This is a genomic window from Sorangium sp. So ce1504, assembly GCF_051521635.1.
GTDB classification, from domain to species: Bacteria; Myxococcota_A; Polyangia; order Polyangiales; family Polyangiaceae; genus Sorangium; species Sorangium cellulosum_B.
Map to the genome: position 1 here is coordinate 5,818,153 of NZ_CP150365.1, position 21,848 is coordinate 5,840,000.

15 protein-coding genes (1 of these 15 running past the window's edge) are annotated in these 21,848 nt (G+C 71.7%); 5 read left to right on the forward strand and 10 right to left on the reverse strand.

The features are described 5' to 3' along the window. Nucleotides 1-75: 75 nt before the first annotated feature. From WMF39_RS21870 to WMF39_RS21890, 5 genes are all read right to left on the reverse strand, one after another. The gene (locus WMF39_RS21870) at nt 76-1,230 is read right to left on the reverse strand and encodes an iron-containing alcohol dehydrogenase (protein WP_437747398.1); all 1,155 of its coding nucleotides are present in this window, start codon (nt 1,228-1,230) and stop codon (nt 76-78) included. Continuing rightward, nucleotides 1,227-2,588, reverse strand: a complete 1,362-nt coding sequence (locus WMF39_RS21875) for a glutamine synthetase family protein (RefSeq protein WP_437747399.1) — start codon at nt 2,586-2,588, stop codon at nt 1,227-1,229. The genes WMF39_RS21870 and WMF39_RS21875 overlap by 4 nt, the downstream gene beginning before the upstream one ends. 107 nt (nt 2,589-2,695) lie before the next feature. Further along, a complete protein-coding gene (locus WMF39_RS21880; RefSeq protein WP_437747400.1) occupies nt 2,696-3,310 on the reverse strand; it encodes a hypothetical protein in 615 nt (204 codons plus the stop codon). Then, nucleotides 3,303-5,063, reverse strand: a complete 1,761-nt coding sequence (locus WMF39_RS21885) for a serine/threonine protein kinase (RefSeq protein WP_437747401.1) — start codon at nt 5,061-5,063, stop codon at nt 3,303-3,305. The genes WMF39_RS21880 and WMF39_RS21885 overlap by 8 nt, the downstream gene beginning before the upstream one ends. A 196-nt stretch (nt 5,064-5,259) precedes the next feature. Beyond that, nucleotides 5,260-5,487 (reverse strand): hypothetical protein, encoded by a 228-nt coding sequence (locus WMF39_RS21890; RefSeq protein WP_437747402.1) that lies wholly within the window; start codon nt 5,485-5,487, stop codon nt 5,260-5,262. Nucleotides 5,488-6,176: 689 nt separating this feature from the next. On the opposite strand from WMF39_RS21890, the gene WMF39_RS21895 reads away from it, so the two are divergent. The 3 genes from WMF39_RS21895 (at nt 6,177) to WMF39_RS21905 (ending at nt 10,114) form a co-directional block, all read left to right on the forward strand. Next, on the forward strand, nt 6,177-7,430 hold the full coding sequence (locus WMF39_RS21895; RefSeq protein WP_437747403.1) for an alpha/beta fold hydrolase: 1,254 nt from the start codon (nt 6,177-6,179) through the stop codon (nt 7,428-7,430). A gap of 274 nt (nt 7,431-7,704) precedes the next feature. Next, complete coding sequence (locus WMF39_RS21900) at nt 7,705-9,300, forward strand: hypothetical protein (protein WP_437747404.1); 1,596 nt, start codon at nt 7,705-7,707, stop codon at nt 9,298-9,300. A 61-nt stretch (nt 9,301-9,361) separates the two neighbouring features. Beyond that, complete coding sequence (locus WMF39_RS21905; RefSeq protein ID WP_437747405.1) at nt 9,362-10,114, forward strand: ABC transporter ATP-binding protein; 753 nt, start codon at nt 9,362-9,364, stop codon at nt 10,112-10,114. 164 nt (nt 10,115-10,278) lie between these two features. Here the strand turns inward: WMF39_RS21905 and WMF39_RS21910 are convergent, their stop codons facing one another. Beyond that, the gene (locus tag WMF39_RS21910; RefSeq protein ID WP_437747406.1) at nt 10,279-11,205 is read right to left on the reverse strand and encodes a lysophospholipid acyltransferase family protein; all 927 of its coding nucleotides are present in this window, start codon (nt 11,203-11,205) and stop codon (nt 10,279-10,281) included. Between the two features lie 354 nt (nt 11,206-11,559). Between WMF39_RS21910 and WMF39_RS21915 the strand changes: the two genes are divergently transcribed. Beyond that, complete coding sequence (locus WMF39_RS21915) at nt 11,560-12,198, forward strand: response regulator (protein WP_437747407.1); 639 nt, start codon at nt 11,560-11,562, stop codon at nt 12,196-12,198. An 86-nt stretch (nt 12,199-12,284) separates the two neighbouring features. Here the strand turns inward: WMF39_RS21915 and WMF39_RS21920 are convergent, their stop codons facing one another. The 3 genes from WMF39_RS21920 to WMF39_RS21930 all read right to left on the reverse strand — a co-directional run bounded on the left by WMF39_RS21920 (nt 12,285) and on the right by WMF39_RS21930 (nt 16,111). Then, on the reverse strand, nt 12,285-12,557 hold the full coding sequence (locus WMF39_RS21920) for a hypothetical protein (RefSeq protein ID WP_437747408.1): 273 nt from the start codon (nt 12,555-12,557) through the stop codon (nt 12,285-12,287). 292 nt (nt 12,558-12,849) lie between these two features. Beyond that, nucleotides 12,850-14,340, reverse strand: a complete 1,491-nt coding sequence (locus tag WMF39_RS21925) for a pre-peptidase C-terminal domain-containing protein (protein ID WP_437747409.1) — start codon at nt 14,338-14,340, stop codon at nt 12,850-12,852. 436 nt (nt 14,341-14,776) lie between these two features. Next, nucleotides 14,777-16,111 (reverse strand): hypothetical protein, encoded by a 1,335-nt coding sequence (locus WMF39_RS21930; RefSeq protein WP_437747410.1) that lies wholly within the window; start codon nt 16,109-16,111, stop codon nt 14,777-14,779. A 734-nt stretch (nt 16,112-16,845) separates the two neighbouring features. Here WMF39_RS21930 and WMF39_RS21935 point away from each other — a divergent pair. After that, nucleotides 16,846-17,160: a KGG domain-containing protein gene (locus tag WMF39_RS21935; protein ID WP_012236599.1), complete on the forward strand. Its 315-nt coding sequence runs from the start codon at nt 16,846-16,848 to the stop codon at nt 17,158-17,160. 248 nt (nt 17,161-17,408) lie between these two features. Here the strand turns inward: WMF39_RS21935 and WMF39_RS21940 are convergent, their stop codons facing one another. Further along, nucleotides 17,409-21,848: the 3' portion of an Lhr family helicase gene (locus WMF39_RS21940; protein ID WP_437747411.1), read on the reverse strand. Its footprint extends 447 nt past the window's final position; only the last 4,440 of its 4,887 coding nucleotides appear in the window; its start codon lies off the right edge, out of view — the gene reads right to left on this strand; its stop codon occupies nt 17,409-17,411.

The following is a 21,848-nucleotide window of genomic DNA, read 5'->3' on the forward strand; positions in this document are numbered from 1 at the left end:
CGGCGACGCGTTCGCGTCGGCCCGGCGTCCGCCGCGAGCCCCGTGGCGCGCCCGGCCCGGGGCAGGCGCGCGCGATCAGCTCGCGAAGGACGCCTCGTAGAGATGGCGGAGATCGTCGCGCGAGCAGGGGCGCGGGTTGCTCGTGTGGCACGCGTCCTGGGCGGCGAGGTCGGCCAACGCGTCGAGCTTGTCGCGGGGGACGCCTGCCTTCTCGAGGCCGGCCGCGAGCCCGATCCGGGCGCGCAGGGCGCGGATGGCGTCGGCGCACGCGGCGGCGTCCTCGGGAGCGCCGAGCAGGGCCGCGACGCGCGCCAGGCGCGGCGCGGCCGCGACGACGTTGAACTCGACGACCGGCGGGAGGCAGAGGGCGTTCGCGAGGCCGTGGTGCAGGCCGCACTCGCTCGAGAGCGGGTGCGCGAGCGAGTGACACGCGCCGAGCCCCTTCTGGAACGCGACCGCGCCCATCATCGCCGCCTTCATCATGCCGCCCCGCGCCTCTAGATCGTCGCCGTGCGTGACCGCCCGCGAGAGGTGCGCGGCGGCGAGGCGGATCCCCTCGAGCGCGATGCCGTCGGCCATTGGGTGATCGCCCTTCGCGACGTACGCCTCGATACAGTGGGTGAGCGCGTCGAAGCCCGTCGCCGCCGTGAGGAACGCCGGCATCGACCGCGTCATCACCGGATCGAGCAGCGCAGCGTTCGCGAGCAGGTGCGGCGAGAAGATCACCGTCTTCCGGTGGTTCACGTCGAGCGTCACGACGCCCGAGCGGCCGACCTCGCTGCCGGTCCCGGCCGTCGTGGGGATCGCGAGCATCGGCGGGACGTCGGGCGTGATGAAGCGATCGCCGCCCGTGGCGTCGTCGTAGTCGACGAGCGGCCGATCGTGGTTCACGCCGAGGCGCACGAGCTTGCCGACGTCGAGCGGCGAGCCGCCCCCGAGGGCGACGACGAGATCGGCGCGGGCCGCGCGGAACGCGGCGACGCCATCGTGCACGTTCTTCTCGATGGGGTTGCCGAGCACGTCGTCGAAGACGGCCACCTCGAGGCCCTCCTTCCGCAGCGAAGCGGCGACGGGCTCGAGCAGCCCCGAGCGGACGACGCCCTTGTCCGTGACGACGAGCGCCCTCGCCGCGCCGAGCCGGCGCGCCTCGGCGCCTGTCTGCTCGACGACGCCGGCGCCGAAGAGGATGCGTGTGGGAAAGCTCCAAACCGTGAACTGGCTCATGATCACACCGCCTCGAAGTAACGCTTCAGCTCCCAATCCGTGACCGCGCGCTCGTACTGCCGCACCTCCCAGTCGCGCGTCAGGACATAGTGTTCGACGAATCTCTCGCCGAGGATCTCGCGGGCCATCTTGCTACCCGCGAGCATCCGGGTCGCGTCGGAGAGCGTACGGGGCAGCGACAGGCGCGAGGACTCGGCGGACGACGCGTCCCCGGCGGCCTGCGTCGGCGGCTCGACGCCGTTCTCGATGCCGTAGAGCCCCGCGCCGAGGCACGCGGCCATGGCGGTGTACGGGTTGATGTCCGCCGCCGTCTGCCGGTACTCGACGCGCGCGCCGGGCGTGCCGAGGCCGATGAGGCGGATCGCGGCCGTGCGGTTCTCGACGCCCCAGCTGGCGGTGAGCGGGGCCCAGACGCCGGGCACGTACCGCTTGTAGGCGTTGATCGTCGGCGAGTAGAGCGCCGTGAGCTCGGGCATCAGAGCGATCTGACCGCCGACGTAGTGGCGCAGCGCCGGAGGGATCCGGTCGGGCGACGACCCGTCCTCGAAGACGTTCCGGCCGTCCTTCCAGAGGCTCTGGTGCAGGTGGCCGCTCGAGCCGGGGAGATCGGCGTTCCACTTCGCCATGAACGTGACCGACAGGCCGTGCTCGTGGGCGATCTGCTTCATGGCGACCTTGAAGAGCGCGGCCTTGTCCGCGGCCCGGAGCACGTCGTCGTAGCGGATCGCCGCCTCGTACACGCCCGGGCCGGTCTCGGTGTGAAGGCCCTCGATCTCGACGTCGAAGGCCTGCATCTGATCGAGGATGGCGGCCATTAGCTTCTTGTTCTGCCCCTCCCGGACCCACGAGTAGCCGAACATGCCGGGGCTGAGCGGCGTCAGGCCGGCGAACCGCTTCTCGTGCAGCGAGCGCGGCGTCTCCTCGAAGAGAAAGAACTCGAACTCGCACGAGAACTTCGCCGAGAACCCCATCCGCTCGCCCTTCGCGATGACGCTCCGGAGGAGCGAGCGCGGGCACGCGGGGTGCGGGCCGCCGCGCTCGTCGCGGAAGTCGGCGAGCATCGCGACGGTCCCAGGCTCCCACGGGATGTCGCGCAGCGTGCTCGGGTCCAGGACGGCGTGCGCGTCCGGGTAGCCGGTGTGCCAGCCGGTCACCTTCGCGTTGTCGTAGAGGACGTCGGCGATGTCCCAGCCGAAGATGACGTCGCAGAAGCCGAAGCCGCTCTTGAGCGCGCTCTTCAGCTTCTCGATGGAGACGTACTTCCCGCGGAGGATGCCGTCGATGTCAAAGCCGCCGATCTTGGCGCGGGTGATGCCCCGCGCTTCCAGATCGGAGAGGAGCTTCTCGGAGGTCGAGGCGGTCATGGGCCGCGACGATAGCAGGGGAACGGGGCGACATGGCAAGCGCCCGCGCGAGGCGCGCGACGACCGCACGACGCCCCGCCGTCTGGATGCGCGCGTCCGGCGCGCGCTCACTTCACGCGGACGACCTGGATCGGATAGCGCTCCGCGAGCGGCACGAGCACGCGCTCGACGAGCTCGCGGACGCGCGCGTAGCGCTGGTGGTTCGTCGCGGCCGGATTGCGCTTCGAGTCGACGACGCCGATGCGGATGTCCAGCGTGCGCGCGTCCTCGACGCCCCCCGTCACGAACGCATCCGGGTGCACCTTGTCGAGCTCGACGTTGAGCTCCGTCGCCTCCGGTGCCGCGCCGACGAAGGTGACCTCCAGCGCCTCGCCCAGGCCGTTCAGCACGGCGTTCAGGTTCTCCACCGGGAACGGCTGGCGCGCGAGCCACGCGACGACGGCGCGACGCGCGCCGCGCAGCGCCACGCTGACGGCGAGCGCGACCGAGATCGGCGCGAACACGAGGACCCCGAGCGCGCGCGCGACCTCAGGGCCCGCGTCGCGGCCGAGCGCCCCGAGGAAGACGAGCAGGAAGACGCCGGAGGCGAGCGCCACGAGCGGGGGATCGGTGAGCACGCCCCACCGCGAGGTCGACGCGTTCATCAGCCGCGTGAAGCGGGCCGACACGCTCTGATCGGCGCGCTCGCCCGCGGCGGCGCTCCCGTGCGTCAGATCAGGCATCTCCAGCATCTCCGAGCATGCGCCAGAAGAACAGCCCGACGCCGAACAGGAGCAGCACGCCGGCGACCCAGAACGAGCGCACCGGGCCGAAGCTCAGCGCCTCGCCCGATTGCTTCATGATGAGGTCGGCCACCGTGACCACGCACGCGAACACGATGCAGGCCACGGGCAGCCCGAGCTGCTGGAGGAGCGTCGGCCCGCCGAGCGGCTTCGGGTCCGGCGGGCGCGGCCGCACGTCCGCCGGCGGACGCGCCGTCGGCCGGTACCTGCTCGACGGCATGTCCGACAGCGCGCGCACCGCGGCCGGCACCACCGACGTCGTGCGCGGCGCCACGCTGAGCGCCATCTCCAGCGGCGGCGAGCTCTCCATCATCCCGCCCCCGCGCGCGAGCATGCTCGGCGGGGCGCTCTCCATCCCGCCGCCGCGCGGGAGCGCGCCCACGGGCGTCGCCTCCGCGAAGCCGCCGCGGCCTCGCGCGCTCGTCGGCACGCTCTCCGGGACGAGCGCGCCCATGCCTCTGCCCCGCGCGCTCTGCGGCGCCTCGGGGAGGTCCATCTCGAGACCGGCCGAATCCGAGGGCGGCGGCGGGCGCACGCTGCTCGCAGGGCCGTCCCGGCGCCCTCCCCTCGGCGAGCGCATCGAGGCCGGAGCCACGTCGAGATCGAGCTCGAGCGACCCGGCGTCGCTGGGCGTGTCGAGCCACACGTGCGCGGCGCGCTTGACCTGCGGAGCTGCACGCATCGACGACGACGGAGGCGGCGGAACGGAGTACGCATCGTCCTGCGCGGAGGTCCGCCCGAAGGTGGCCGGGAGCCCCATCGCCGCCTCCAGCTCCGTCCAGAAGGCCTCGATGTCGCGCGTGCGGTCGCGCGGGCTCACCGCGAGCGCGCGCTCGAACACCGCGTCGACCTCCGGCGGGATGTTGGCGCCCTCGGCCCGGGGCGTGGGCCGGCGCGTCACGTCGAGCGCCGTCCCCATCATCGCCTGCGCCTCGCCATCGATCACCTGCCGCCCCACGAGCGCCTCGACCATGGTGAGCGCGAGACCCCAGACGTCGGTCCAAGTTCCCGCCTGCCCGAACCGCTTCGGCGCCCACTGCTCCGGGGCGCCGTACGCCGGGGAGAACGCGTTCAGCGGGTCGCCGTTCGTCACCCGTCCGACGGCCTGCTCGGCCAGCGTCTTCGCCTGCGCGATGCCGTAGTCGAGGATCTTGAGCCGCTCCGTCCCCTCCTGCGTCGTGATGAAGATGTTCTCGGGTTTGAGGTCGCGGTGGATGATCGACACCGTGCCGTTCGGGCTCGGGAAGCGGTGCGCACGCGCGATCGCCTGCGCGATGGGGCGCATCATCTTCATCAGCCTGTGGAGCGGGATCGGCGGCTCTCCCTTGAGCCTCCGTCGATCGATGACCTTGTCGAGCGACTCGCCCTCCAGCCACTCGAGGGCCAGGAAGGGGACGAACTCCCCTCGCTTCAGGTGCAGCACGTCGACGTGGAGCGGGCGGACGACCTCCGGGATCGAGGCCGAGAGCCGGAAGAGCAGCTGGGCCTCCTCGCGGAACTTCTCGAGGAAGAGCTGCCGCTCGCGCGGGGTCTTCGCCTCGGACACCTTCAGGCATTTCAAGGCGACAGGCGCGCGGAAGCCGGCGTGGAGCGCGCGGTACACCACGCCGAACCCTCCCTCCGCGACCACCTGCTCGACGTGGAAATTACCCGCCTGCGTGGTCCCGACGATGCCGAAGACGTCGTCCGCCATGCTCCCTGAGCCATAGCGCACGGCGCCGCTGGACCGAAGGGTGAAACCGAATTTTCCTGTTCGATCGTCCCAGGTCCACCGGGTTATCAGAGGCGCCGGGGTGACCAGATGGGCGTAGAGGACGGAGAAGGGAGCGAGGTCGACCGTTCAACGTGACCGCACGTGGCCGCAAGGCGGCCGCGCGGGAGGCGACGGCTCAGCTCCGGAGGTGCGAGGAGGCGTCGCGGTGGGCCCGGTCCTCCTCCTGGAGGATCGAGAACACAAGCCCGGCGCCGATGATTGGCAAGAGCCAGACGAGCTGCGCTTGCCAGACCTTCTGCTTGGGCTCGTAGACGCGGCTCCGGAAGACGCGCACGGTGACGTAGACCTGGAAAGCAAGGACCGCCGCGAGCGCGGCGCCGACGAGGATATCGAAGAGCGTCATGGGTGGGCCGCGGACAGCCTAGCCATGAAGGGCCTCCCCGCAAGGCAGCGGCGTCCGCCGTAGCGTTTTCGTCCCCGGCGGGCACGGAGCCGACGCACCGGCGGACGGGGGCGACTTGCCGCATCCCAGCTCGCTCCGATCGCCTCCCGCTCGCGCTCGATAGTAAGACACCTTACTTCGCTCGCCGCCGCGGGGCACCGCGCCGTGTTCCAGCTCGCTCCGATCGCCTCCAGTGGCACTTCCTGCCTCCGCTGCGACCCGCGGCCTGCTCCTTCTGAGCGTATCCAGACAACGGGCCAGGAACCTCGATGCTCTCGCGAAGGATGGGATACCGATCGATCTCGTCTGCTCCACGAGTGATGTCGCCGACCACGGGACCCGGGAGGAGTACGGGCCAGCGACGGAGTTCGTGGAAGCGACACGCGGACGGCTCCACGCGCCGAAAGAGCGGTTCTTCGTGGTGCCAGGGAACCACGATATCGATTGTTTTGCAGGCGCGAGGCCAGCTCGATGAGGCGCTCGATGCCCGCGACACCGGTCTTCGGGATGGAATCGGCTCTACCGAACCCAGCTGTGAGCCGCGGGATGCGCCATGAGGTGTCCGGTGTACCTCGGCTCGCGCCCGGCTCGACCCGTCGAGCCATGCCGGGCTGGTTCAGCGCGACAGCTGTACGTACTACAGTGCGCGCGTGCCTCGACCCCAGCCCCGGCGCCGCCCGCACCGAACCTCGACGCTGGACCTTCCCGGCCTCCGGCGCGGCCGCGCCCTGCTCGCCGCCGCGCTCGCCGGCGGCGCAGCGTGGCTCGCGGCCGCGTGCTCCACGCCGTCGTCGGGGGTCGACGGCGGTGACCTGCTCGGCGTCTTCGAGCAGGACGCCGGCGCAGCCGCGGCCGACGGCGGGCAGCCGCGGCCTTCGGCGGCCCGGCAGGACGCGGGCGCCCGCGCGGCCGGTCCGGCCAGCGCGGCCGCGCCGCCGACGAAGCCGCCCGAGGCCAGGCTTCCCAGCGAAGGGAGCTGCGTCGCCGAGCAGGGACGCCCCGGGCGGGAGCTCCGCAAGACGCTCGGCAGGCCGCCGTGCCGCGGCGCCCAGGTTCTGGAGACGCGCGACGCCGAGGGGTCGCCCCGCTACGCCTGCGTGATCGCGCCGAGCGGCGTGGAGACGCGGGCGCCGCTGCCGCTCATCGTCTTCTTCCACGCCGACGGCGACAACCCGACGAGCGTCGACAAGGAGACGGGCCTGCGCAAGCTCGGCGCCACGTGGAACCTGACCGGCGACCCGGCCCACGCGGGCTTCATCGTCCTCGCGCCCCAGGGCCGCGCCTTCAAGACGCCGAGCCAGGCCGAGCGCGAGCGCGGCACGAAGATGTACACGCCGACCGCGCCGTTCGACGTCGAGTTCACCGGCGAGGGCAACGTCGACGTCGCGACCACCGACGCCTTCGTCGACCAGCTGCTCGAGAAGAAGCTCGTCGACCGGCGGCGCATCTACGCGCTCGGCGGCTCCTACGGCGGCCACATGGCGGCGACGTACGCCATGATGCGCGCGGACCGCGTCGCGGCGTTCGCCACGTTCGGCAGCAACGCGCCGCCCGCCGAGTGGGCGTGCCCCGGCCCTCCCCCGCCCGCGATGGCGGTCTACCGCGCGTGCGACGACACGTTCCCGTGTGAATCGGTCGAGCGATGGCTGCGCGCGCGCGACGCGCTCTCCGCGCACACCTCGTTCCTGCGCCTCGACGAGGCCGGCAGGGACGAGCCCCACTGCGCGCTCCGGAACCGCTGCTCCGCCAAGAAGGGCGCCATCAACCACGCCCGCTGGCCGAAGTCGCGCGAGACCGACCTGCTCCGCTTCTTCGCAGGCCACGTCCTGGCGCTCGGCGCGGACGCCGCCGCGGCCGAGACCGCTGAGCGACCGCGGACGCAGACCGGCACCAACACGCGCTGACGGACGCCGGCCGACGCACCCGGACGCAGACCAGCGCGAACGCGCGCTGGCGGACGCGCACGGACGCAGACCGACACCAGGGGGCGCAGACCAGCGCAAACGCGCTGAAGGCGCGCTGACGAACGCTGAAGGCGCGCTGACGAACGCTGACGCCGCAAGCGCACGCCCGCACTGCTCGTCCCACGTGTGCACCTGGCTTCGCCGCACGTCGACACTGCAACGTTGCGGTGCGGCGTTGAGCGGACCCGGCGTGTTGTCGTAGTGTTCGTCCCCGATGTCCGCTCAGGTCCAGCCCCTGCTCACCCCCTTGCCGGCCGGCATGTCCATCCCCGCCGGCACGCTCCGCGCCGAGATGGAGTCGCGCCGCGCGACCGGTCGCCGCTTCGACATCCGTGAGGCCATCGGCCTCGCCGTGCCGCTCTGCACCCAGCTGCACGAGCTGCACGCGCAGGGGCGGACCATGTTCGTGCACCCCTCGTGCCTCGGTCACGACGCCAACGGCACGATCCAGCTGATCGAGGAGCTCGCCCACACCCCTCCTCTGCTCCCGCGCGACCGCGCCTGCCTGGCGCCCGAGGAGCGCAAGGGCAACGAAGGCGACGCGCGCGCGAGCGTCTTCGCGGTGGGGGCCATCCTCTACGAGATGCTCACGAACAGCAGCGTCGGCCCGGGGATGCGGCGTCCGGCGGACGTGATCCCGGACCTGCCGCCCGCGCTGGAAACGGTGCTCGGCAAGTCGCTCGTGGCCGATCCGAAGCACCGCCCGGCGGATCTCGCCGCCCTCGCGCAGGCGCTCTACCAGATCGTCCCGAGCGCCTCGTCGATGCCGCCGAGCGCCGACACGTCGCACCTCGATGCCGACGGCGAGTTCGAGGTCGACGTCAACCTCTCGATGATGCCGCCGACCGGGCACCAGGAGGAAGCGCGCGTCCCGTCGGCGCCGTCCGTGCCGAGGATCCAGGCGGTCTCCGGGGATGGACCGTTCGCGGTCGCCATCCCGGTCAACCAGCCGCAGCGCCTGCACGGCAACGATCCGACCCGCAAGCTCGCGGATCTCAAGGCCGCGCTCGAGTCCGATCCGCGGCCGCGGTACGTCGTCATCAAGGACGGCATGGACCATGGGCCGTTCTCGTCCGTGGAGCTGCTCCAGCAGATCGCGTCCGGCTCCTTCACAGGGGATCAGGTGCTGCGCGACACGTTCTCCGCGGAGGAGCGCGCGATCCAGGACTGGGAGGAGTTCGCCCCGTTCGCCGAGCAGGCGAAGCTGAATCGGGACATCGTGCAGGAGAAGCGCGCGCTCGACGCTGTCGTGTCGGCCGAGAAGCAGGGCACGCAGTACAAGGCGCTCCTCGGTCTCGCCCTGATGGGCGTCATCCTCGCCGCGGGCGCGGGCTGGTGGTACCGCGAGCGCAGCCACAAGGAGCAGGAGCTCGCGGTGCAGGGCGCCACCGACCGCGTCGCGATCGAGGTCGACGCCGGCCTCGGCAGCGGCAAGACCGGGCGCGCCGGGAGCGGGGCGCGGCCGAGCGGCGGCGGCAGCTACCCGACGCTCGGCGCTGGCCTGAGCTGTGAGGCGGCGCAGGCGCGCTATGTCGAGGAGTACAAGATGGGCAACAACGGCCCGGCCGACCTCACGGCGGGCGCCTACGGCAACGTGCTGAACCGCGGCACGTACCTGAATGCGTGCAACGTGCCCTCGAGCATGGAGGTGAACGTCTGCGCCGCGGTGCAGAACGGCCGCGCCGTGGGGGTCACCGTCACGACGAGCCCGTCGAACCCGAGCGTCGCTTCGTGCATCTCCGGGCAAATCCGCGGGATGTCGTTCCCGTCCCACCCGCGGCTCGACGTCGCCCGGACGACGTTCAAGTAAAGGAGGCCGGCGCGCCCCTCCCCGCCGAGCCACAAGGCCGGCGCGCCCCTCCCCGTCGACCGTGTCCACGCGACCGATGATCCAGATCGAGCAGCTGACGAAGAGCTTCGGGGGCATGCCGGTACTCCGGGGTGTCGACCTCGACGTGCCTGCAGGCTGCCTCTACGGGCTCATCGGGCCGGGCGCCTCGGGCAAGAGCGTGCTGCTCAAGATGATCACCGGGCTCCTGCGGCCGGATCGCGGGCACGTGCTCGTCGATGGGAAGGACGTCCACGCGCTCAGCGAGCTCGAGCTCCAGACGTTCCGTCTCAAGTTCGGGATGCTGTTCCAGAACAACGCGCTGTTCGACTACATGACCGTCGGGGAGAACATCGCGTTCCCTCTGCGCCGGCTCTACGATCTCAGCGAGGACGAGATCGAGGAGCGGGTCGCGGAGCGGCTCCGCGCGGTGTCTCTCGCGGGCTTCGAGGGACGGACGCCGGCGGGGCTGTCCGGCGGCCAGAAGAAGCGCGTGGGCGTCGCCCGCGCCACGATCGCTCGCGGCGAGATCGTCCTCTACGACGAGCCCGCGGCCGGCCTCGACCCGGTCACGTCGCAGCGCATCTTCGACCTGCTCCGCGCCGAGCAGAGGGCGATGAACGCGACCGTGGTGATGGTCTCGAGCGATCTCGACCGGCTGCTCACGGTCACGGACCGGGTGGGGATGCTCTACCGCGGACGGCTCATCTTCGACGGCACCACCGCAGAAGCGAAGGCGAGCGACGACCCGCGCGTGAGGCAATTCGTCCACGGGCTGACCGAAGGGCCGCTGTAGAGCGGCGCCGCGCCGCGCAAGGCGCCCTGGAACAAGAAACAAAGACGCCAAGAGGACACGGAGAGAAATCTCTGCTCTCGATGTCTCCGGCGTTCTTTCGGCTCGCCTCCGCCTCTCCGCCTTTGCGCTGATCGGCCCACTTGCGGTCTTCTCCGCTGTTCAGCTCAACCCGTCCCGTCCTCCGCCGGCGCGACCGGGCCGTCGCCGGTGAAGTGGAACCACTGAGTCGGGTGAGCCCGGACGAAGCGCTCCAGGGCGCCCATCATCTCGGCCGCGGCCGCGTCCCGCTCCTCCTCGGTCGCCCGGCGGGCGAGCCGGATCGGCGGCGCCACGACCGCCTCGTAGTCGAGGAAGCCCAGGCGGTGCGTGAACACGGGCAAGATCGGCGCGCCGCTCATCGCGGCGAGCGCGATCGGCCCCTCGGGCGCTCGCCAGCGGCCGCCGAGAAAGGTGACCTCCCGGCTGCGCATCCCGGGCGGCGCGCGATCGATCTGCATCGCGACCACGCCGCCTCGCTGCAGGTGCTTGAGGAGCGGCAGGGCGTCCAGCGGCCCATCGCCGATGTGCACCACCTGGACACCAGCGCGCTGCCGCGCCGCATCCTGGATCGCGCGCGCCTCGGCGTCCCGTTCCCGCTGCATCGCTAGCATGACGCCCGCCGGATGCACCGCGCCGAGGATCTGGCCGGCGATGTCCCAGCCCCCGGTGTGCGCGGTGACGATGATGACCCCCCGGCCTGCTGCAGCGCACGCGTGGTAGTGCTCGACGCCCCGGGAGCGCCGCACCACCGTGTAACCGCGATCGCTCGCGAGCAGCAGCGCCTCGGCGATGCAGCTTCCGTAGGCGGCGAACACCGCGCTGCTGTCGAGCAGGTCGACGAGGCGCGACCGCGGCCCGCGGACGCGGCGGAGGTTCTGCTCGACGCGCCGGCGCAGCTCGGGGAGCGCGGCCGCGAAGAGCACGCCGAAGACCGGAGGGCTATGGCGCACCCAGGGCTCCGGCCCGCGCTTGACGCCCGCGGCGAGGGCGCGGCGCCAGAAGGCCGAGTCATGGCGTAGACCGGAGAAGAGCGCTCCGCGCGGGCGAGGCATCAGGCAGCCTATCTACCGCAAACATAACGGCCGAGGGAGAGGCATCGAGCGCGGCCCCCGCGCCGCCCTGGCGAAGCCCGCCGAGGGCTCGTCACGAGACGCGCGGGCTGCGGGCTCCTGGAGCGCGTGCGCCCCCACCGAGGCACAACGCCCCGCTCGGATGAAACGACGTTCCAGCGCCATCGTCCCGACGTCGATGTCTCTCCTGCGCTCGTCCAAGGCGCTTTGCGAGGAGCCCAGTCCAGCATCACAGGAACCGAATCGCCGTCGCCAGGCGAATCCTTACCGAGAAAACAGGTTCATGGAGCTCAAAGTAGTCTGTTACAAGGCCCTTGGATAAGGGGGGCCTTCGACATGAATATCCTGCTCGTCGATGACCAGAACGTCGTCCGGGAAGCGCTGGCGTACGCGCTGACGTCGCAGCCGGGGGTGAGCGAGGTCGTTCAGGCTGGAAGTGGGCAGGAGGCGCTCCGAGCGCAGGAGATCCACCGCTGTCAGGTGGCGGTGATCGAGCTCGGCCTCGCTGATCGCAGCGGGGTCGACCTCATCCGGAATCTCAAGGGCATCGCGGAGCTCCGCGTCATCGTGCTCTCGATGCACCGCGACGAGTTCCGGGTAGCCGAGGCGATGCGGGCTGGCGCCGATGGATATCTGTCGAAGCAGAGCCGGCTCGCCGATCTCGTGGAGGCGCTGCGCACCGTCGTCCGGGGGCGCACGGCCGTATCGCCGGACGTGAGCGCCGCGATGGTGCGCGCGCTCCAGCGGCGCGACGCCGCCGCCAGGGGCGACGTGGTGGCCGCGCTGAGCGACCGGGAGCGGCAGGTGCTCCGGCTGCTCGCGATGGGCCTCTCGGCCAAGGAGGTCGCCGTCCAGCTCTCGATCAGCGTGAAGACGGTCGAGACGCACCGGGCGCGCCTCTGCGCGAAGGTGGCGACGCACAGCGTGGCCGACCTGACCCGCCTCGCGGTGCGAGCGGGCCTCGTCGAGGCCTAGGCGGCGCCGTCGCGCGGGAGCGCCTGGCGAGCGCTGGAAGCTCGCTCACCGCCCTCACCGCGCGCGGCGTGCAGCGCAGCGCTGGCTCACGCCGCCGCGGTGGAAGCCCGCGGAGCCGCCCGGAGCGCCGGCAGCGTCTTTCCGATGAGCGCCGAGCCGATGGCGAACCCGGAGAGCGTGAGTCGCATGTGGAGCACGTCCAGCATGCCTTGGCGGTGGAGCAGGGTCAGCGTGCCGCGAATATCCCGGCGGCGAACGCGCAGCCTCTCGACCAGCGAGTCGAGTGTCTCGGAGCGTCCTTCGCGTTGAGCCATGGCCAGAGCCTGCAGGAGAGTTGCGGCTAAAATTTTCTTGTCCATGAGAGCACCCTAAGAAGGGTTCGCTAGAGGTGCCCAGTTTTCGGCGACGATTTTTGTGCGAGATGTCGCTCGCAGCTTGGACGACGGGCGCTCCGTACTCTGCTCATCCTGCGCCTGATACCCACCTCCCCGTATCGAGGGTTCGTCTGCGGTGGTGTCCAGGCTGCCGCCAGCAGAGGCGCGTCGCGTCACGTCGAAATGACGCCCTCGATGGGTGCGAGCACACCCGGTTGGGCGACCATTCGACCAATCCATTCCCTCGGATGGCTCGGCGCGTCAGCGGGCCCCGCTCTTAAGGAGCCGTGTAGGTCGCGCTGAGCTGATATGTGCTGGCCGCGAAGCCGTTCACCGAGAGGAAGGCCTGCGTCTGCCCCGCCGGGACCGTCAGATTGCAGGTCTCCGCGGCGCCGTCCAGATACGGACGGCAGTCGTACGAGGTGAGGGTCGGCGCGGCGCCGAACCTCACATAGAGATCAGGGTCGCCGCTGCCGGTCATCACAAGCCGGAGGCTCGTGCCAGGAACCACCGGGAGGGGCCCGTGCGGCGCCGATGCGCCCGCCGCGAGGCTGCCGCTGAAGGTGGCCGACGTGGCCGTGCCGCCGCCGCTGCTGGTGCCGCTCGGTCGGGTATAGGTCACCGCCACGTTGCAGGTGGCCGCGGAGTACCCTCTGACCTTGACGTACGCCTTGGTTTGCCCTGTCGGCACGGTCAACGTGCAAGTCTCGGATGCCCCGGAGAGGTACGGGCGGCAGCTGTACGAGGCCGTCGTCGGCGCCGATCCGAACTCCACGTAGAGGTCGGGATCGCCGGTGCCGGTCATCACCACCGTGAGGCTCGTCCCCGGCGTGATGGCGAAACCGGCGCTCGGTCCGATGTCCACGAACGCACCTGCGTTGACGCTGCTGCTGAAGTTCTCGGTCACTGTCTTGCTGCCGCCGCTGCCGCCACCAGCGCCGCCGCTGCCGCCGCTACCGCCACCAGCGCCGCCGCTGCCACCAGCGCCGCCGTTACCGCCGCTACCGCCGGCGCCACCAGGCGGGCCGTAGAGCGCCTGGGCGCCCTGGATGTCTCTTGCGGTCAGCACGAAGTCCCAGTCGCCGGTGCCGTTGCACTGGGGATAGTGCATGACGGAATCCGAGTCATAGGTGGTCAGCGCGCGCCACGCGTTGTCCTCGAAGCAGACGCCCGCCTCGGGGCGCGTGTGCTCGTGCCGAAAGCCGAGCGTGTGGCCGAGCTCGTGCCGCAGGGCTGCCTCGAGCGCGACGCCGGATACCTCGAGCTCGTTGAAGTCGATCAGCACGTTCCGCACCGATCGCGCATCGTTGGGGAAGAACGCCCGCGCGATGTACTGGCCGCCGGAGTTCTTCGGCCTCACGTCGAAGACGACGTTGCTGTTGGCGGCAGTGCAGCTCGCGTCCTGAGCGCTCTGGTAGATGTAATCGACATCCGCGGCGCTCTCCCAGGAAGCCGTGGCGGCAGCCATGGCCGCCACGACGGCGGCATGGCGCGCGCCGAAGGTCGTGCTCACGCAGTAGGTGATGCTCTTCTTCTGGGCCGCCGACCAGACGACATCGCTGCCGCCGCTGCGTTGCACGATGAGGGCGCCATCCCGTACGTACGTCTCCCAGAACTCCCGGAGATGCTTGATGTCCGCGACGGGCGTGTCCCCATCGACAATGTAGACACCAGAGTCAGGCTCGCGGAACGCGGCCCTCTCGAACGCCTCGAAGCTTTCCTGGCCACCGCCGACGTCCTCGACCGGCTCGTCCTCGAGATCCGACACGCAGGCCGTAAGCGCGAATACACCCGCGGTCATTACGCCAAGCTTGAAGCTGGCCGAGCCGCAGACACGCGATCTACGCGATCTCACAGAGCGCATTGAGAGCTCCTTCCGCTCGAAAAAATGATTCTTTGTTCCAGCGAAGAGTCGTTCGGCCGACCGCGAGGATATATAACCTGATCTGAGCGGGGCAGGATCACCAAATCGTCGTGAATCAATAAAAATGACGACGAGACTCAAGCGCTGCAGCCATCCAGCACACCCGACAACGTTTCGTCGACGCGGGAATTTTCCAATTTCACAGAAAAGCCCCCCCCTCGACGGTGCCGGCTGGCGATTGCGCTCGATGGTGTCCGAGCAGCAAGGCCCCACCGCGCATGGCCGTCGGCGAGCGCCTTGGCGCTCCCGGACAGGCCCGGAAGCGCATCCGCGGGCGGTTTTACAGCTTGCCCCTGACGTAGGCTCGCTGGATCGTCAGCTTGGGAGGACCGGCGGAGATCTCGAACGCTTCCGGACGGCCGTCCGGAGCGAGGCTGCCGACGAGGCGCATCGTCTTCAGAGAGACCGTGACGGCGCCCGAGGCGTCGCGGAGGTACTGGACGTCGACGGGCTTCGTCGGATCGACGCTGGGCATGTACTCCTGCTGCTTCAGGTCGAAGGAGCCTTTCTTCTTGAGGAGCCGGGCGAGCGCCGAGGCGGTGGCGACGGGCGAGGCGAGCCACGCCTTGGCCGCCGGCGTGAACGTCCCTTGGACCTTCTTGCCCTCGACCTCTCCCGAGTACTCGTACTCGAAGTTCTTCTTCTGGGACAGCTCGATACGGTGGTTCGCCTTGCCTCCCGACGTCTCGATCCAGACGCCTTCCTTGATCTGCCCCTGAGGATCGATGAGCACGTTCGACGCCTCATCCTCGATGTGCAGCGATTTGGGGTCACGCGGCACGAAGGTGGCCGAGCGGGAGAACCATCGCCGCTGGCCGCCCTCGTCCTTGAGCAGATCGCTCGTCTCGAAGCCGACAGGGAGCTTGTCGAGGCGCAGGATGACGGTGTCCGTGTACTCGGGCTTCGGCGCGGCGCTCTTCGACTCGAACGAGTCGAAGAGCGCCTTGGCGAGCCGCTCGAACGTGCGGACATACCCGACCTCGTCATGCAGACAGGCGATGGGGCGCGCCCTGTCCGCGTGCAGCGCGATCTTGAGCAGGCCGGCCGCCTTCCCGCCGGCGGTCGGGACGAGGTAGAGGGCCTGCACGAACACCGCGGGGCTCTCCCGGTGCACGCTCACCTCCCAGGGAACGACGCGAGCGACCTCCACCTTCGCAGGGTCGAGCAACTCGATGAAGTTCCTTATCACCTCGCCCGAGTCGAGCATCGTGTTGTAGACGAAGCACTCGACATGGGTGTCCGTGCCGATGGGGATGGAGATCGCGACGAGCTTCTCCTTCGGCTCGATCTTCGCCTCCCCCGCCCCGAACGCGCGCGCCGACCAGGCCGCGGCGCGGAGCTCCCGGGCGGGCAGCTCGCCTGTCTCGCGGGCGAGCGCCTCCTCGATGTCGAAAGGCTCCTTCGCCGCGGGCGCGGGCGCGGGCGCAGGGCTCTCCGCGGGCGCCGCGCCGCTGGTGCCGCCGCAGCCCGCGAGGAGCGCCAGCGAGAGCGCGACCAGGCCCGCGCCACGCGCGTAGCCCGGCGCGCGGCCGCGCGCGCGGTGCGGCCATGATGTCATGTTCGGTGGGCAGAGCTGGCCCCCATCGAGACGAGCCCCCTGGATAGCAAGCGCCATGTGAATCTCCTGCAATGTCGTCACCCCGGCCGCCCGGAAGCCTCGTCGTCGGGCCGGGCGCTGAAGGTGATGATGCAGTGCAACGAGAGCGGCAGCGGCACCGTGTTGTCAAGACGCGACGCGCCAGCGCCGCAGCCCTTCGACGCCCCGCCTGAAGGCTGCCGTCACAAGACCGTCAAGGTGGCCCCTCGGCCATCCAGATTCAGCCATGTCACAGCAAAATAACAACCACACGAGAATCCAGCGGATCCGCCTGAGTGGACAGAGCGCAAGGGAGCCATCGGAGGTGCTGGGCGCTCGATCGTGAGCAGCGGCGGCCGCGCAGGTGAACCCTGAAAGGGCCACCGTGAGCTCTTGTGTTGCGCGATGATGGCAGTCATCTCGCTGGTTCGTTCGAGTCAGAGGACAGAGGCAGAAGACGATCCGGACGACCGGTCGCGTCCAGTGAGCCTGTCACGACGGAGCCCGCAGACTGGGGCGACCAGACACGGCGGAGCGCACAGTGAGGCAATTTGCCACAGCGAACCCTCGTGGCGGCACCCCTGGTGACCTGATGGTCATCAATTGTCCGGCCTCGACGCATCGGCAGATTCGTCCGAGCTCCCCGGCCTGGCACCCGCGTTGCAGCATGGCCCCGGCGTCGCCGGCACCGCCGGCCTGATGTGGCCAAGCAGCAGCAGGTAGCCACGGTCGTCGAGTGGCGTTCACGAGGCAATCCATCCGAGGAGTGATTCATGGGACAGACCAGCGAGAGCAAGCGAGGCTTCGCAGCGATGAACGCGGAGCAGCAGCGCCAGATCGCGAGTCAGGGCGGCAAGGCGGCTCATGAGAAGGGCACGGCGCACGAGTTCACGTCCGAGGAGGCGCGCGCAGCGGGCCGCAAGGGCGGCGAGGCTGTCAGTCAGAACCGCGAGCACATGGCCGAGATCGGGCGCAAGGGCGCCGAGGCGCGGAGTCTGGCGACGAACGGCGAGGGCCGGAGCCGGAAGGGCCGCGGCGGAAGCCATGAGCAACATGTGAAGGCGGACGAGCACACCCAGCAGGGCTGAACCGTCCCGGCGCGCCGCTCGGGATCCCCCTAGGGCGCGAGGACCACGAAGAGCCGCCGAGGAACCACGAAAGGTATCGCCCTTTCACGGTTGCTCGGCGGTCCTTCTTGGCGCTGTCGACACGCGACGCCGCAGCGCTCCCTCCGCCGCGCCCGCCGCGCGGGCGACGGTGGGTGATGACTGGAACGCAGACGCCAGGACGCGGAATCACCGGTTCGGAGAGGGCCACTCCAGCCCCCGACCGATGGCTACTCCGAGCCGTCGTCGATCCCTGCGCCGTCCTCGAACATCGCCGGGTCGTCGTCGTCGAGGTCGCTCTCGTCCGGCGCGCCGCCGTCCGCCGCCTGCGCGCCGCCCTCGGTCGCGCCGGCGGGCGACATCCTCCATCCACCGGTCGGAGGCCCGGAGGGCCACGCGCGGAGCCCGGGCGGCGGCCTGAAGCCATCTGCCTCGTCCTCCGGCGCATCGAGGCCCGCCGCCGCCGCGCGGCGAGCCCAGTCGGGCGCGTTCGCGGGCGGCACGTGCCGCGGCCGCCACCCGCCCCCCTCGGGCGTGATGGCCCGCTTGAGGTAGCCGTGCGCTCCGGAGGTGAAGCCCGCGTCGGAAAGCGCGCGCGCGAGGGGGGAGCTGTGCGCAGGCTCGCCGTCGATCGTGGCCACGAGCACGGCGCGCCGCCGCCCCTCGTCGACGAGCGCCCCGAGCGCCGACGCGATGGCCCGGATCGCGTCGCCGCGCTCCGGCTCGGCCTCCGGCAGGAACGTGGTGAGGCTCCGCTCGGTGCGGCCCATCCAGGCGAGCAGCCGGCCGTCGTGCAGGATCACCAGGGCGCCCGCGGCCCGTTGCGGCCGGACCGGGCCGCGGACGGCGCCTTCGGTGCCGCCGTCAACAGGCGCGGGGAGCTCGGGCCAGCGGACGGCGGCGCCCCAGGGGCTCGCCGGATCCGTGGCCGCGAGGACGAGCGTCCGCGGATCGTCGGACGGCTCGCGGCAGGCCCGGAGGCGATCGTCGGCGCCCGGCACCGCGAACTGCGCGGCGCCCAGCCCGGCGACGAAATAGCCGCGCCGCGCCTGACCGGCCTCCTCCATGGCGCGGAGCACGTCGTAGACGGCGGAGAAGCCGCCGGCGAGCCCCTCGACCGCCGCCGCCTCGCGCGTGAGCACCCCGTGGCGCTCGAGCAGCGCGCGGGCGAGCGCCGCGCGTCGCTCGGTCTCGCCAGGCGCGCCGGAGGACGCGCCGGGAGACGACGACAGCAGCGACCAGCGCCCCTCGCTCCCCGGCGGGCCGATCCGGCGCGCCCGCAGCGCCGCGAGGCCGCGGCTGGACGCAGCGCGGTCGCGGTCGCGCCGTCGGCCGCTCGAGCCGGACGCGCGGCCGAGCGCGCGCAGCGGGGCGAGCGTGTCGTTCGTGACCTCGCCGGTCCACACGAGATCCCAGAGCGCGGCGAGCAGGTCCGCGCCGAAGGCGCCCGTCTCGCGCGACAGGTCGGAGAAGAAGAGCGCGCCGCGGCGCGCGAGCGCGGCGCGGATGCCCTCGGCGAGCGCCCCCTCGGCGCGGCCAGGCGGCGGGGCGAGGTACGGAAAGGCCTCGGCGAGGTAGAGCGCGACGCGGCCGTCGTCGTCGCCGACCGGCTCGACGCCGCGCCAGAGGACCTCGCCGGCCGCGCAGAGCGCGTCGAGATCGCCGGGCCGGTAGCCCTCGACGCGGGCGGGCAGGATCTCGGACTCCAGGGCGGAGGCCGAGAGGGGCGCGCCCTGGAGCTGCTCGAGCGCCGCGAGCAAGCCGTCGAGGCCGCGCCGGCGGCGGTGCAGGCCGTGCCAGTCTGCGAGGAAGCGGGCGTAGGCCTCCGGCGGGACCGGCTCGACCTCGGCGCGCAGCCGGGCCAGCGAGCGGCGCTTCAGCGAGCGCAGCACCTCGGCGTCGCAGAACTCCTGGCCGCGGCCGCCCGGGAGGAACTCGCCCTCGACCACGCGGCCTCGCTCGGCGAGGCGCGCGAGCGCGGCCAGCACCGGCGCAGGGCCGAGGCCGAAGCGCCGGGCCACGTCGTCCGCGCGGAAGGGCCCGTGCGTGCGCGCGTAGCGCGCAACCAGCTCGCCGAGCGGGTCCGCGACGGGATCGAGGAACGCGATCGGCAGGCCGAGCGGCGGCACCACGCCGAGGGCGTCGCGCAGCCGGCCCGCGTCCTCGGCGGCGGCGACGCGGCGCTCGCCGCCGATCTGGACCTCGATGGCGCGCCGATCCCGGAGGAGCTCGTCGATCCACGCGGCGGCGCGCTCGCGGGCCGCTTCGGGCGGCGCGTCGTGGCCGGCCGCACGCCGGGCGATCTCGTCGCGCGTGAGATCACCGAGCGAGAGCAGGAGATCGTGCGCCTGGTCCTCGTGCTTGAGCGGCGCTCGGCCGTCGAGGCGCTGGAGCGACGCCTCGAGGGCCAGCACGGCGTCCGCGTCGAACAGCTCGCGCAGCTCGGCCTCGCCGAGCAGCTCGCGCAGGCGGCTGTGATCGATGGTGAGCACCTGCGCCCTTCGCTCGGCGAGCGGCAGATCGCCCTCGTAGATGAAGTTGCCGGCGTAGGTGAAGAGCAGCGTGGCCGCGAACGGCGAGGGCGCGCGGACGTCGACCGTGACCACGCGGACCTTTCGGGCGGCGATCTGCCGGAGGAGATCCTCGAGCGCCGTGAGGTCGAAGACGTCGCGCAGGCACTCGCGGTAGGTCTCGAGCAGGATGGGGAACGAGCCGTAGCGCGACGCGACGGCGAGCAGGTCGGCGGCGCGCTTGCGCTGGGCCCAGAGCGGCGAGCGCTTGCCGGGGAACTTGCGCGGCAGGAGCAGCGCCCGGCCCGCGCACTCGCGGAAACGCGAGGCGAAGAGGGCGGTGTCTCCGAGGCCGCGGACGAGCAGATCCTCCACCTGATCGGCCTGCGGCAGGAGCTGCTTCGCGTCGGGGGGCGACTCCGACTCGGGCAGCCGCAGGACGATGCCGTCGTCGGTCCACACGGTGTCGACCGCGAGGCCGAGCTCGAGGCGGCACCGCTCGGCGATGCAGGTCGCGAGCGGCGCGTGGACGCGGCCGCCGAACGGCGAGAGGAGGCAGATGCGGTGGTCGCCGACCTCGTCGATGAACCGCTCGATCACGAGGGTGCGGTCGCTCGGGACGTCGCCCGTGGCCGCGGCCTGGTCGCGCACGTACCGGACGAGGTTCGAGGCCGCGCGCTCGTCGAGGCCGTGCTCGTCCGCGAGCGTGCGCTCGGCCTCGCCGTCGGGCAGCGCGGCGAGGCGCCGCGCGAGGGCGCCGATGGAGGCGCCCAGCTCGGCGTTGCGCCCGGCCTGGTCGCCGCGCCAGAACGGCATCTTGCCCGGCTCGCCCGGGGCGGGGACGACGAGGACGCGGTCGTGGGTGATGTCGGTGATCCGCCACGACGAGGCGCCGAGGAGGAAGACCTCGCCCTCGCGGGCCTCGAAGACCATCTCCTCGTCGAGCTCCCCGACGCGCCGGCCCGGGCGCGCGGCGTCGCCGCCGGTGTCCAGGAAGACCCCATAGAGGCCGCGGTCGGGGATGGTGCCGGCGTTGACGACGGCGAGGCGCTTCGCGCCCTTCCTGGCGCGCACGGCGCCGCCCACCCGGTCCCAGACGATGCGGGGCCGGAGCTCGGCGAACTCGTCGGACGGGTAGCGGCCGGAGAGCATGTCGAGCACGCCCTCGAAGCTCGCGCGGGGCAGCTCGGCGAAGGGCGCCGCCCGGCGGACGAGCGAGAAGAGCGCGTCGACGTGGAGGGTGTCCATCGAGGCGATGGCGACGATCTGCTGGGCGAGGACGTCGAGCGGGTTCCTCGGGTACAGGGTCGCCTCGACCTTGCCTTCGCGCATGCGGGACGCGGCGGCGGCGCACGCGAGCAGATCGCCGCGGTGCTTCGGGAAGACGACGCCGCGCGACGTGCCGGAGACCTCGTGCCCCGCGCGCCCGACGCGCTGGAGCCCGGCCGCGACAGAGGGCGGCGCCTCGAGCTGGATCACGAGGTCGACGGAGCCGAGGTCGAGGCCGAGCTCCAGCGACGAGGTCGCGACGATGCACGGCAGGAGGCCCGCCTTGAGCCGCTCCTCGATCTGCTGCCGCTGCTCGCGGGCGATCGATCCGTGGTGCGCGAGCGCGATCTCGGCGCCGGCGGTGTCGTTGAGCGCTGCGGCGAGGCGCTCGGCGAGGCGCCGGCTGTTCACGAAGATCATCGTGGTGCGGTGGGCGCGGACGAGCTCGACGAGGCGCGGGTGGATGCTCGGCCAGATCGAGCGCTGCGCCGGCTCGGCGGGCGCCCCCCTCGGGCCCTCGCCCGCGCGGGCGGCCTCGCCGAGCTTGGTCATGTCCTCGACGGGCACCTCGATGCGGAGCTCCAGGGCCTTCGGGGCGCTCGCGTCGACGAGGGTTACCGGCCGCGGCGCGAAGCGCCCGCCGGCGCTGTCGGTCTCGCCGCCGCCGAGCAGCCGCGCGACCTCGTCGAGCGGCCGCTGCGTGGCGGACAGGCCGATGCGCTGCATCGGCCGCGGCGCGGATCGCAGCGCCTCGAGCCGCTCGAGGGACAGGCCCAGGTGCGCTCCGCGCTTCGTCGCGACGAGCGCGTGGATCTCGTCGATGATGACGGTCTCGACGGCGCGCAGCCGATCGCGCGCGGCCGCGGTGAGCAGGAGGTAGAGCGACTCCGG

Excerpts from the sequence above, each read along its gene's own strand:
- WMF39_RS21875 (WP_437747399.1), bottom strand. The coding sequence starts at position 2,588 with ATGACCGCCTCGACCTCCGAGAAGCTCCTCTCCGATCTGGAAGCGCGG.
- WMF39_RS21880 (WP_437747400.1), bottom strand. The coding sequence starts at position 3,310 with ATGCCTGATCTGACGCACGGGAGCGCCGCCGCGGGCGAGCGCGCCGAT.
- WMF39_RS21885 (WP_437747401.1), bottom strand. The coding sequence starts at position 5,063 with ATGGCGGACGACGTCTTCGGCATCGTCGGGACCACGCAGGCGGGTAAT.
- WMF39_RS21890 (WP_437747402.1), bottom strand. The coding sequence starts at position 5,487 with ATGACGCTCTTCGATATCCTCGTCGGCGCCGCGCTCGCGGCGGTCCTT.
- WMF39_RS21900 (WP_437747404.1), top strand. The coding sequence starts at position 7,705 with ATGTCCGCTCAGGTCCAGCCCCTGCTCACCCCCTTGCCGGCCGGCATG.
- WMF39_RS21910 (WP_437747406.1), bottom strand. The coding sequence starts at position 11,205 with ATGCCTCGCCCGCGCGGAGCGCTCTTCTCCGGTCTACGCCATGACTCG.
- WMF39_RS21915 (WP_437747407.1), top strand. The coding sequence starts at position 11,560 with ATGAATATCCTGCTCGTCGATGACCAGAACGTCGTCCGGGAAGCGCTG.
- WMF39_RS21920 (WP_437747408.1), bottom strand. The coding sequence starts at position 12,557 with ATGGACAAGAAAATTTTAGCCGCAACTCTCCTGCAGGCTCTGGCCATG.
- WMF39_RS21930 (WP_437747410.1), bottom strand. The coding sequence starts at position 16,111 with ATGGCGCTTGCTATCCAGGGGGCTCGTCTCGATGGGGGCCAGCTCTGC.
- WMF39_RS21935 (WP_012236599.1), top strand. The coding sequence starts at position 16,846 with ATGGGACAGACCAGCGAGAGCAAGCGAGGCTTCGCAGCGATGAACGCG.